Raw genomic sequence first — 12022 nt, forward strand, 5'->3', positions numbered from 1 at the left:
TTTAAATACTAGTTAGATCACACCTAGCTCTCGTAGACGTTCCATCAAATAACTATCAGCCGTGTGGCGCTCTGACAGCACAACCTCTGGCTTAGGATGTAGAAACAGAGGAAGTGAAATACGAGAGTGCTCTTGACGACCACCAGTTGGGTTTACTACTCGGTGTGTCGTACTTGGAAAGTACCCACCTGACGCTTCTTGCAGCATGTCACCAATATTGATGATCAAGTTACCGAAGTCACACGGCACATCAATCCAGTCACCCTCTTTACTTTTCACTTGCAAACCCGGCTCATTAGCGGCAGGAAGAACCGTTAATAGGTTAATATCTTCATGAGCGGCTGCACGAATTGCTCCCGGCTCTTCTTCACCCGTCATTGGTGGGTAGTGAAGAACACGAAGTAATGTTTTATCGCTGCCATTGATCATCTCTGACAGTGCAATCGAGAACTTCTCTTGTACGTCTTTTGGTGCGTGAGCTTCAACCCAACCAAGCAACTCTTCAGCAAATGCATTGGTACGTTGATAGTAATCCATGATCTGTGCTTTTAACTCTTCAGGGATCTGACCCCAAGGGTAGACATGAAAGTACTCTTTAATGTCTTTTACACTATGACCTTTCGCTGTTTCAGATACGCTTGGTGGAAAGTACCCATCTTGAGTTTCTACGTTGAACTTAAACTCGTTCTTACGTTCAGTTGAGAAAAACTGGTACCAGTTCTCGTAGATTGACTCAACAAGCTCCTTTGGGATTGGGTGATTTTTCAATACACCGAATCCTGTTTCTCTAAGTGACTTTACAAATTGCTCAGCGGCATCATCATCAAGGTAATTGACTGTCTCTAATTTCATGACTGCTCTTTTTTTATATGTGGATAGTTATTGTATGTGGATAGCTATCGTTTTTTGTTGAGAGCTTAATTTTAAAAGTGACTAGGATGTAAATCAAACTTTAATGAAATGCGTGAGTCTGCGTGGCTAGGAATTGAGCCAACCAAGTACTTTTCAACAGCATTAGTAAACGCCAAATGAAAACCGACTTCATGCCATTAGCTATGTTGCTTTGCCAAATACAATTTCATCTCTTCGGAAATAAGATCAAAGACACGGCGAATACGCAGATTAGTATGAAGCTCTTCATGGCAAACAATCCAAACGGGCAGATGAATAGGCGCGACATACTCATTAAAAGCTCGTTTCAGCTCGGGATCGATATCACCAACATCCTGAGTAAGGTAGATAAGCCCCAACCCCGTTTTACATAACTGAAGCTGCATCAGTTGGCATTCAGTTATAACCCTGAAATTGCGTTCGCTTAACTGCCAACCTTGTTTGTTTAGTTGCTCAGATACCGTGGTGCTGCAATTGAAAGCAATGATTTGAATATCTTTAAGCTCCTGTGGTGTTGTTACGCTTGAAAAAGGTTTGAGGTACTCTTTTTTCCCATAAAGATGAACCAATTCATCTCCAAGTTTTCGAGCTATCAAACTCGGCTGGGTCGGTTTAAAACTTCGAATCGCAATATCGGCTTCTCTACGTTTTATATCGCTGACATTATTTGTAACCACAACTTCAATCGTAATACCTGGCTCTTTCTCGCGTAGTTTTGCGATGATTTTTGGCAGACGGTATACCGCATCCAATTGACAAGCCGACACAACGACACGGCCTTCAAGTGCCTGTGATTGCCCTTTTGCGGTCAATGAAAACTCACAAGCCGCCTCACCCATTCGTCGAGCGGCTTCTAATAACTCTAAACCACTACTTGTTAACTCTAATCTTTGACCTGCTCGTTCAAATAAGGTCACGCCAATTTCTTTTTCTAACGCTGCGACTTGCCTGCTCAATGTTGGCTGAGTCATATTCAACGCAGTAGCAGCACCGGATAATGTGCCTTCTTCAGCGGTCACCAAAAAAGCACGTGTACGATTCCAGTCAAAACAAACAGATTCCCAATTCATACAAATACGTATAGCTCCATACCAATTTAGACACTTAACCCATCAATATTACATATATATAGTAACGACAGATTAGACACGGTCAAGGAGTGAAAATGACAGTATTAGTATTAGGGGCAACAGGGGCAACGGGAAGACTGGTTGTAAATGAACTTTTAAAAAGGGAACAAAAAGTAAGGATTGTCGTTCGTTCTACTCGTTCTCTATCACTTGATTTATTAAATAATAGAAAAGTCGAAATCACTTACGCGAATATTCTTGAGTTAAGTGAAAACGAGCTGCTTCACCTAGTGACAGGCTGTGATGCTGTTGTCTCTTGCCTTGGTCATAATTTGACGCTTAAGGGAATGTTTGGTGAGCCTAGACGTCTAGTCACCAATACAATTGAAAGGGTGACTCACGCAATTATAAAAGCTCGGCCAAGCTCTCCAATAAAATTAGTGCTCATGAGTAGTACTGGTGTTCAGAACCGAACGGTCCATGAAAAGGCATCCATTACACATAAAGCCGTCATTACGTTCTTAAGGTTGGTGCTGCCTCCTCATTTAGATAACGAAAAAGCGGTGGCATTTTTGCAACATAATGTTGAAGAGCAGTCTCCATTTATCCAATGGGTTGCTGTACGACCAGACTCTCTTACTAACCAAATAGATGTGGCACCATACGATCTTCACTCATCACCAACCAATGATCCAATATTCGACGCAAAGAAAACCAGCAGAATAAACGTAGCGCATTTTATGGCTGAATTAATCACTAGCCCCCAACTCTGGAGTCATTGGCAAAGCAAGTTACCGGTTATTTATGACAGTGCTCAGATGGTATCGGTGAAGGTATAATATAGAGTGGTTAAGATTGAGAAATAGAGCGCAATTCAGTCAAACGTTATGTTAATTGATAATACATAACAGCCTCGTACGTTGGGCTGTTATGTATTTATATTCCTGTTTTAAACAACAAGAATTAAGTTAGAAGAAATCGATTGAGCCTCTTCCGCCATTGTTATCTTTGCTCTCGATCGGTTTTTCAGCTTTCGCATTTAATGTGTGAGGCTCGTTCTTTTTAGCGGATTTCTTTTTATCCGTGTTTAGGCTTTGTTCAGCCTTCTTTTTGTCTGCTTTCTTTTTCTTTTTTTCTTTTTTCTTCGCTTCTTCCGCAGCCTTTTTCTCTAACTCTTTTTGTTTCTTATCTTGTGGTTCGGTTACTGGCGCATCGCACACAACAACATAATACTCCTGGTTGAATTCAAAGAAGTCTCCGTCATACATCTTACGACGCTTACGAGTTTCTAATTCACCGTTAACCGCAACGTAACCCTCTGAAATGATGTGCTTTGCTTCACCACCGCCACCAACTAAGTTCGCAATCTTAAACACTTTGTATAGCTCAATTGGCTGAGATGATACATCAATGCCAATCGCTTCAATTTCTATCTCTTCACCCTCGAACTCTTCTTCATGAGAAGCTTCATCATAGTCAGGTTCTTGATAGTTTGGATTTTGGTCGTGTTGGTCTTGATTCATAGTGTGATCGCTAAATTCTAGTTTGTCTTCGTTGATATGATCGGCAGTGTATACGTTAGCTTAGAACAAATAAACTAAAGTTAGGTTTCAGCGCTATTTCTCATCCATTCTCCCAAGCGACCTTTGACATACAATGAACCACTCGCCCATTGCATATCAAACGTTCTTTTGTGCTTATGCAATTGGCAATGGTTTCTTAATATGAATTCGATAATAGCCAACGGCGCTGCTTAATATGAAGAAAAAATCCATCAATACTGCGACTGGAGAGCCTACAAGAACGTCGTGTACTGTCCAAACAGCAACACCGATGAGCATTAACCAGCGCATAAGCTTGTCATTTTGAGTAAACGACGCTTTGGTAAGAACTAGTGATGCAATACAACTCAACGTACTAGTCACCCCATTATAGGTTAAAGCCGTTGCCAGCAATGTCACTGCATAAAATAGCCACTTCATTCTAGGATCGGATATATATATACCGACTAAGAAACGGCTAGCTCCAATCACCAGCAACCACGTGGCTGTCCACTCAGCTAGCAAAGCAAAGTGAGCGGCAATAAACAAGCCAGAGATACATAACATTGCTAATACTTTATTCCGGTCTTTAAACTGAAACGAAGCAATATCAAACAGCGAGGCTATTCCTACTAATATTTGAGAAGCGATAAAAAATGACACGTGTCCTCCATTAAGACGACATAAGTAATGCGGTGCAAATCCTAAAATTTACGTATAGAAATGCTCACAATGACATAGTGGAATACGAAAGGAGGCAAACGAAAGGATGATGATAAGACTAGGTTGGCAACACGCTCTATTAAAAAGAGAACAAAACGTGTAGGCGCTACTTATCTATTGTTACAGTCGATCTTTCACTCCGACCGATTTCAACGTATTCGAACCATTGATCGAGCGAGTAGACAGATTAAAGTCTGGGGAGGTAAATCGCGAAAGCTTGAGAAGATAGACTCGTACGATAAGTATCAGAGAACATTAGGCTAGCTAAACAGAGCATTACTTTATTCCTCATAGTTGTTATCGTAAGTGGTATTCGCAGTGTATACGTTCGATTGTAACAAATACACTCGCTGTTACTTTTCAATACAATTCAATGTGCCTAACGGAACCAATTCATGCTGACACCCATCGCAATTCGACTAACTAAAGGGGCTGATTTAAAGCACTCAATTTCTCAGCTGGTTATCAAACATGGCATTCAAGCGGGTAGTATTGCATCGTGTGTGGGCTGTTTATCTTCCGTTAACCTTCGTTTAGCGGGTGCAACTGAAACACTCCAACTTACCGAACAATTTGAGATCGTTTCTGTGATGGGAACACTGACGCCTGAACATCAGCATATTCATATCTCTATCGCAGATCAATCAGGGCAGGTACTTGGCGGACATCTGCTTGATGGGAGTATTATCGATACCACAGCCGAACTTATTCTTCACAAGTACTCTAACCTCTGCTTCTCTCGTGAGTTTGATGTAGAAACAGAGTTTACAGAATTGATTATCGAAGATAGAGGAAAGAAAATAATTAGTGATGATGAGCGCGAAAGAAATGCAGCTAATTAAATAACAAGCATCTAACTGAAACCATTTGCGAATTTGCTACCTTCTCTCTTATACCTATCGTCTCATTCTTAAAAACTGGGTTGAGCGTTAATTAAAACTCATCACATAAGAGCATTTTATGAAAAATATATTCGTGTTGCCCGCAATAGCTGCTTTATTCAGCTGCTTTTATCTACAAGCGAGCGAAGCTGAACATTATGACGTTAAATCGTATGAAACACTTGAAGTCGCTGCGTTTAACGACAATTTGATTGAACGCTCATCTCGCCATCAATCAGTCGTAGCATTATCTTTGGAATTTTTGTCCTACCCTGACGCTCGATTTATGAGTATTAAAAAGCAAGACAACTCAGGGGAAAACCCAACAGAGGCGAGTGTCACTATTATTCTGGACGGTTTAATGGACGATTCAGTACGTGGCCTTTTTTATCAACTCAATTTTATAAAGCATCATCAACAATGGCGATTAGACGAAGCAAAACAAGCATATTTATGCGGTCGAATGAACTCTCCAAAAGAGTTTTCTAAAGAACTTTGCCCTTAATTTGTATTAAATGCTTTGCTAACGTAGGTACCGTTATCTATCCCAATTTCGCGTTTGTGGTTATATCAAATCTGGCGGGGCGAATTTCTGCCCCTTTCCTTGTTTCAACTGATTCGACACGCACTTCACCAAAGAGATCTTTGACTTACTTTTCCTTATCTAACTATGTGGCCAAACTTGCTATTCCACTACAATACACATTCACGTGGCACATCCTTAAAGTAACGGTGTCCACAATCCCCCAGAGTGCGTTTTGGCGCCATAGCGACCGTCACCCCAAAGAGATGATAGCCAGTTGTGATGTGATTTACATTATTGTAACATCCTTTACCGTGCCTTTAGTGCATCACCCTTATCACCGTGACAGGAAAACATCGTAATGGACTTGGCATTTAAACCACGCAACCCCATCAAACTCTTCTTTATGATCACCATGGTGCTGCTTCTTTCGGGGTGTAAAATCGAATCTAAGCAAGATTTAACCGCTGGAATGCGCAGTTTTAAGCCGTCGTTTTTCTTCAAAGAAAATACGTCTGTGTATCAGTTGGACGGGGACACGAAATACCTGAACGTTCTGAATCTGAGTAACACGATGTTGCAAGTCGTGTATTCAGACTTTGCCGATGGCGACAATGATGAAGTCTTGAATATCACGAAAGTGGTCCGCCATGAACGCATGCCCAGTGGTTACTTTATTGCGGTTGAAGAAGCCAGTGGCAATGCGTATCGCTACCACCCATTTTTGTATCACTCACAAAGCCAAATAAGTGTCGTTACCCCGCCTGATTCCATAGAAGTGAGTTCACCATCGGAGTTATTGGCGTCCATCACAGAAGTCATTAATACGGGTAAGAAGGCCCAGTATAGCGTCATTGATGGTCCTCAAAAACGCTACGCCATGGCACGCTTTAAGGCGCTATCTAGGAGTGAAGTTCGTTTCGCGTATTCGAGTAATCTGACCAACACGTTAACAAAGGACTCAACGCGTGCGCTTAGCGAGATGAACAACGAGGCCACATTTACAGCCCTGCTGTCGGCCCTGGTTATTAAGCACGGCGAGATTCAAGACGTTGGCAAGACCTGTGACCAAGAGTGTGAGTATGATAAGTATTATGAGGTGGTGACGTCGATAGAATCGGGGCTCTTTGTTTGCGAGGACACCAAATTCGAGTACGAAAAAGACGCCAAAAGACTCAACGCGATAGCGATGACCGATAAATATGGCAATTTACAAACCCTCACAGACCCGCAGTTTATGAACAATGGGTGGGATTTTGGTGAGGTCCTTGGGGTGATGAATGCGTGGAATACTTCCGCTCAGAGTTCTACAATCAACAACCCAGCCGTTACAACGATTTTACAGAAAAAATTATCTAAGTCCGGTACAAGCTCGCTCACGTGCGAACAGTCGTTTAATTCGATGTCCTATTTTCATGATGCCTTGTATGTGGCGGATTTTGAAAAGGGAACCCCCGTCAAAGAGATGAGAAACGACATTCGTGAAGAGGCCCCTTGGAACTGTAACTTAGTCAAAGAGTTACACATATGCTTATCGGATTTCTTTGTGGATGTCATGGTTGTGAATGCCGCGGTCAATGGGTTAGACCAAGCCACTGAGTCGAAATATAATCCCTACCACCACATTGATTTTCGCCCTGTTGTCGATCCGTAAATCCAGCTGGCTCAAACCGACGCCTCGATGAGAGATTTGAACTGCACCAACGCTGAGTGCAACTCTTTCGCTTTAAGGGGCTTAACCAATACTAGTTGCATCCCCGCCTCCATAAACGCGTCTTTCGTTTCAATCAATCCATCAGCGGTACATCCAAATATGGCGGCATTTGGGTGGGTTGATGCGCGCAGCGCGGTGGTCGTCTCAATGCCACTGATGGAGGGCTGTTGATTGTCCATTAAAATCAAATCGTAGTACCGACTTCTCGCCATATCCAGCGCTTGTTGCCCATACTCAACTCAACAGCCCACTTTTACTGCCTTTCCTTTGATCTACTTTCTCTCATGTACGAAAATACGCAGAAGTAAGCTTATTAGTTATATTGGAAGTAAAATAATGGCAGTAAATATTAGTGTATTGAATGCTACGGGTAAGCTTGAAAGGAATATGGCCTTCCTAGATTCTCAGATAAGAAAATCACTGAAAGTTATTGAATATCATATAGAAATACCCGATTTAGATATTACAGTTAGTCCTTTTTCTAAAGAGAAGGTTTCTCCTTTTGGTATAGGAGGGTTTGCTTTGAATGCTCATCGAGTAGAGATCTTTTTGGACAGTACTAGAAGCGATTTGGAAAGTGTAATTGAACGAGAGTTAACTGCGGTGCTGGGACATGAAATTAACCATGCAATCAGAAAAGGGCATGGTTATAAGAACATTACACTTTTAGACGACTTGGTAATGGAAGGGCTAGCCTGCCACTTTGAAACGGTTATAAATGGTGGAGAAGCTTCATCTATGTTTCATGAAATGGATGAAATTGATTGGGTTATTTTATACGACAGTATGAAACCACTTTTAGCTAGTAGTTCTTTTCCTTTCAATGAGCTTTTTTTAGGAGAAAACCCAAATAAATATCCGCGTTATGCGGGGTATTGGGTGGGGTACAACCTTGTGACTAGTTATGTAAGCGATACAGGAACTTCAGCTACTGAACTCGTTAAGCTTAACCCCAAAGAGTTCATTTTAAGCTAACTTATCTATGCCCCTTTATGTGTTTAGAGGTGTTAACAGTGCATTTCTTTACAATGTAATTAGACTTATTTTTTCTAATCCGGGCAACTTGAAGTTTAGATGGTTCGTTATGGTTAAGTTGATGACAACCAGTTACAAAATATGAGACTAAGAAAACGCGGTTTTTAACCACTCCTGAACTTGTTCAATCTCTTCAGTTTCTCCATTAATAATCAATAGCTTATATTCTAAAACCTGTTTCCATGTCAATTCCTTATTTAGCAGAGCAGCTAATACATCAAACTCTGAAATCACCATCAACTCTTGATTTGTGGGCATTGTATTGTCTGGGTAAGGTTTAAAGATACTAAAGCTACTGGATGAAAACTTAGAATAGTGTCCTTCAATCGCTTGGTAGAACGTAATATCTAAATCTGGCTTAGTTTGCCCCAACTGTTGCGCTAGCTGCCATATTAGTACCTGCTCTGGCATGGTACGAGCCGGTAAATCGTCACTTTGACGAGCTGTTGCAATATTCATTAATGTGGTTAGCGCACCGCGATGCTGTGGTAATCCAGCAGAAAAACCACCTGCATCAACCGCACAACCTATCGCTTTAAACGAAAGAGTTAAGATTACTAAGCCGATTAATTTTTTCATCGCATAATTCTCAATTAATAACAAAAAATATAGGAGTGAACCCGCCACTCCCTTGTATCTCATTTAATCAAACATTTATTAGCGAACGATTAGAGGAATATCAGCGCCTGTCTTAGGTTGCTCGAAGTAACCTAGGAACGTTTGGAAAGACTCCATATTGCCTTTAGCAAACTTAAACTCGCCAGATTCAATACCAGCGGCTAATGCAGCTTGGCCTTGACCTAAAATGCGGTTTAGTAGTGAACGTGTTAATACGATTTTCGTGTTTGCATCATCTAGAGCGATAGTGCTTAGCTCAGCAACACCGTTACGCACAATGTAGGTGAACGCTTCGTTAGTATCAGTGAACGTTACGCTGACAGTATCACGTACGTCAGCAATTTCAGCGCCTTTCATACGTACTGTCATCATGTCCATAACCATCTCAGTTGGAAGATTCTGCATAACGTCAGCTGATGAATAATCAATTTTGTTGTTGTAATCAAGTTCGCCACGTAGCTCACCTGCGGCTGTCATAGCCCAGTTACGCCAGTTAACGTTCTCTTTCTCATAACCCCATTGAGTGTAAGCTTGTGCTTTTAGTTCACGGGCTTCTGTATCATCATTATTAACACGGATTGGGTAAGTCAAGATTTCTGCCGCGTAAGTGTAGTCGCCATTTTCGATGTACTTTTTCGCAGAGCTAATAATAGCGTCACGGCCACCCATTAGGTTTACGTACTCTTCAGCGCGCTGAATGTGAGCCATTGGCTCTAGCTGCCATGGGTCAGCGTGGAAGAAACCGATGTAGTTGCTGTATTGTTGTTGGACTGCGTGAGCAACTGTACCGTAACGCTGGTGTAGCCAAGCATGATTGTGTAGGTTTTCAGGCAGTTTAACGTTTTCAATCATCTCGAACGGAGTCATACCGTGGTTGATGAAACGTACAGATTGATCATGAACAAACTGTAGCGCATCACGGTAAGAAGTTAGAACATCCATCACTTCCCAGTTGCCTTCAACAGGGCGACCGTGCGCTAGCACCATGATTTCTGCATCATGGAAAGTATTACGCATGTAGTCAATTCCTTTGAACCATACTTCAGCATCACGAGCTTTAGTACCCCGGATAGAGTGTAGGTTCGGGAAATTTTCGCCTTGTAGAACTTCAGCAGCATGAAGGATCCTCTGCTCTGGTAGCCACATTACGATTTCATCATTCGTCTCAGATGGAACGTAATGTAGTTCGAAATTCACACCACCATTGCTTACTTTAAGAACATCATCAAATTCAGTTGTTGGCAGTAAGAAACCAACTTCACCTAGCTGTACTTGTGGACCAAGTGCATCAGTAACAGAACCATGAACACCTGATTCACGACCAGCGTAAACAGCAGCAGTATAAGTGGTACGGTGACCAAGGATAACACCTACGTTAGATGCCCAGTTAGCTACTGCATTAGTTAAGCTAGTGTGTGCGTAGATTTCAACCTTACCCGCTTGAACATCTTCAGCATTTACCCAACCTTTTACGCCACCAAGGTGGTCGAAGTGGTTGTGGGAGTAAACGATACCCGTTACCGGTAAATCAATACCTGTTACGTCACGAAATACTTTTTCTGTTGCTAGACCGTGCTCCGTAGACTCGCCTGGATCCATAACGATAAGACCGCTATCACCAACAAAAACTACTGGAGAAGTCAGACCGTAGCCGAAGATTTTATAAACGTTGTCATCAACTTTAATCACAGCTTGAGCTTGAGATTTGCCCAACTCTTGTAAAAGTGGGTGAATGCGGTCATCACCGTAACCTTCGCCACCAGCAAATGATATGTTATCACCTGAAACATGCACAGGTGTAACACGCTCACCTGCACCGAATGAGAAACCGTGATCAGCAACTTCAAGTGTTTTTGCAGTTACTCCGAAAGCGATAGCACTCATCGCAATTGCCAGTGTAGAGATTTTAATATTCATCGTACTTTCCTATTGGGGTCTTCAATAGAGCCAGTATACAAATGAAGAACAAGAGGCTACCATGGGTCAGGAAGTGAATATGGATTTAACATTGGTTAATCCATTAACCGAATATTAACACGGTGTATCAGTGAATTTATTTGAAGATATTGATCTCAATCTTCTAAAAACGTTTAGTGCGGTAATGCGAGTTCAAAGTATTACCAAAGCTAGTCAGGTCTTAGAGTGCTCTCCTTCGGCAGTCAGCCTCTCTATTAGCCGACTAAAGAAAAAACTCGGCCATGAATTGTTTCTAAGAGAAGGAAACAGTATTCGCCCCACCCAATTTGCGAACTCTTTACATCAAAACCTTGGTCAATCACTTAGCTTAATAGAAAGCACACTCAATGCAGTTGCTGATTTTTCGCCAATCGATGACCATAACCTTTTTCGTATCACCTCTCCTGAGCAATTGAACTCACTATTTTTGGAAGTATTACCCTATCCAAATAATTCTAATATTAAATTTGCTTTAAGAGAGTACAGTTCAAGTGAAGAGGATGCGCTTGAAGACATACGTTTACGAAATGTAGATGTTGTAATTGATAACAGTCTCTTTGATTCAAATATGTTAGATGCAGAACAAATATTTGAAGAGCCAATCGTTCTTGTTTGCCGTGTTAATCATCCTGTCATTAATCAAGCTATCACCAATGAACAGTATGAAGTACTTCCTCAGGTTGCCTTAAGTAAACGACGCAGAAACAAATACCCATTAAGTGCTTACATCACTACCTTAGGAGTTAACCGTAATATCGTGTATGAAACGGACTCTTTCTTTGGAAGCTTAATCTTATGTAGCACGACAGATTACTTTGCGCATGTTCCTTTGAGTATTGCAAAGCGCTATCAAGAAAAACTGCAACTTCAAGTCATTACGCCACCGATAAAAATGTCAAATTTGAAGTACTATTTGATGTGGCACAAAGCGAATACTCATAGCAGTGCTCATCAGTGGTTAAGAGAACGAATTAAATTAGCTGTAAGGTAAATATATCTACTTGTCGTAGAAGTATGTTTATTGAGAATTTAAGGTTTGGTCCATTAACACGAAACTTTAAGTAAATAGC

Annotated in this window: 12 protein-coding genes and 1 pseudogene; 6 read left to right on the forward strand and 7 right to left on the reverse strand. The window is 41.4% G+C overall.

Features of this window, described 5'->3' with window-relative positions; all coding sequences use genetic code 11:
• Positions 1-12: 12 nt before the first annotated feature.
• On the reverse strand, positions 13-852 hold the full coding sequence (locus L4C54_RS06590) for an isopenicillin N synthase family dioxygenase (protein WP_428799985.1): 840 nt from the start codon (positions 850-852) through the stop codon (positions 13-15).
• 197 nt (positions 853-1049) lie between these two features.
• Entirely contained in the window at positions 1050-1961 is a 912-nt protein-coding gene (locus L4C54_RS06595; RefSeq protein WP_428807548.1) for a LysR family transcriptional regulator, read from the reverse strand.
• 95 nt (positions 1962-2056) lie between these two features.
• On the opposite strand from L4C54_RS06595, the gene L4C54_RS06600 reads away from it, so the two are divergent.
• Positions 2057-2800 (forward strand): NAD(P)-dependent oxidoreductase, encoded by a 744-nt coding sequence (locus tag L4C54_RS06600; RefSeq protein ID WP_428807549.1) that lies wholly within the window; start codon positions 2057-2059, stop codon positions 2798-2800.
• Between the two features lie 129 nt (positions 2801-2929).
• Here the strand turns inward: L4C54_RS06600 and L4C54_RS06605 are convergent, their stop codons facing one another.
• Both L4C54_RS06605 and L4C54_RS06610 read right to left on the reverse strand, forming a co-directional pair.
• Positions 2930-3484 (reverse strand): RNA-binding S4 domain-containing protein, encoded by a 555-nt coding sequence (locus tag L4C54_RS06605; RefSeq protein WP_428807550.1) that lies wholly within the window; start codon positions 3482-3484, stop codon positions 2930-2932.
• A 174-nt stretch (positions 3485-3658) separates the two neighbouring features.
• Positions 3659-4165, reverse strand: a complete 507-nt coding sequence (locus L4C54_RS06610; RefSeq protein WP_428807551.1) for a YgjV family protein — start codon at positions 4163-4165, stop codon at positions 3659-3661.
• A gap of 455 nt (positions 4166-4620) precedes the next feature.
• On the opposite strand from L4C54_RS06610, the gene L4C54_RS06615 reads away from it, so the two are divergent.
• From L4C54_RS06615 to L4C54_RS06625, 3 genes are all read left to right on the forward strand, one after another.
• Entirely contained in the window at positions 4621-5067 is a 447-nt protein-coding gene (locus L4C54_RS06615; RefSeq protein ID WP_428807552.1) for a PPC domain-containing DNA-binding protein, read from the forward strand.
• A gap of 118 nt (positions 5068-5185) precedes the next feature.
• On the forward strand, positions 5186-5611 hold the full coding sequence (locus L4C54_RS06620; protein ID WP_428807553.1) for a hypothetical protein: 426 nt from the start codon (positions 5186-5188) through the stop codon (positions 5609-5611).
• A gap of 379 nt (positions 5612-5990) precedes the next feature.
• On the forward strand, positions 5991-7283 hold the full coding sequence (locus L4C54_RS06625; protein ID WP_428807554.1) for a hypothetical protein: 1293 nt from the start codon (positions 5991-5993) through the stop codon (positions 7281-7283).
• Positions 7284-7294: 11 nt separating this feature from the next.
• Here the strand turns inward: L4C54_RS06625 and L4C54_RS06630 are convergent.
• A pseudogene (locus L4C54_RS06630) lies at positions 7295-7567 on the reverse strand (response regulator); the annotation flags it as partial.
• Positions 7568-7679: 112 nt separating this feature from the next.
• Between L4C54_RS06630 and L4C54_RS06635 the strand changes: the two are divergent.
• Complete coding sequence (locus L4C54_RS06635; RefSeq protein WP_428799977.1) at positions 7680-8318, forward strand: DUF2268 domain-containing putative Zn-dependent protease; 639 nt, start codon at positions 7680-7682, stop codon at positions 8316-8318.
• 147 nt (positions 8319-8465) lie between these two features.
• On the opposite strand, the gene L4C54_RS06640 is transcribed toward L4C54_RS06635, so the two are convergent.
• Together L4C54_RS06640 and L4C54_RS06645 are read right to left on the reverse strand one after the other, a co-directional pair.
• Positions 8466-8957 (reverse strand): hypothetical protein, encoded by a 492-nt coding sequence (locus L4C54_RS06640; protein ID WP_428799976.1) that lies wholly within the window; start codon positions 8955-8957, stop codon positions 8466-8468.
• Positions 8958-9035: 78 nt separating this feature from the next.
• Positions 9036-10913, reverse strand: coding sequence for an alkyl sulfatase dimerization domain-containing protein (locus tag L4C54_RS06645; protein WP_428799975.1), 1878 nt, complete (start codon positions 10911-10913; stop codon positions 9036-9038).
• Positions 10914-11043: 130 nt separating this feature from the next.
• On the opposite strand from L4C54_RS06645, the gene L4C54_RS06650 reads away from it, so the two are divergent.
• Positions 11044-11943, forward strand: coding sequence for a LysR substrate-binding domain-containing protein (locus L4C54_RS06650; RefSeq protein ID WP_428799974.1), 900 nt, complete (start codon positions 11044-11046; stop codon positions 11941-11943).
• Positions 11944-12022: the final 79 nt, after the last annotated feature.

Origin of the sequence: Vibrio lamellibrachiae (assembly GCF_050337265.1) — a bacterium.
Classification (GTDB): Bacteria; Pseudomonadota; Gammaproteobacteria; order Enterobacterales; family Vibrionaceae; genus Vibrio; species Vibrio kyushuensis.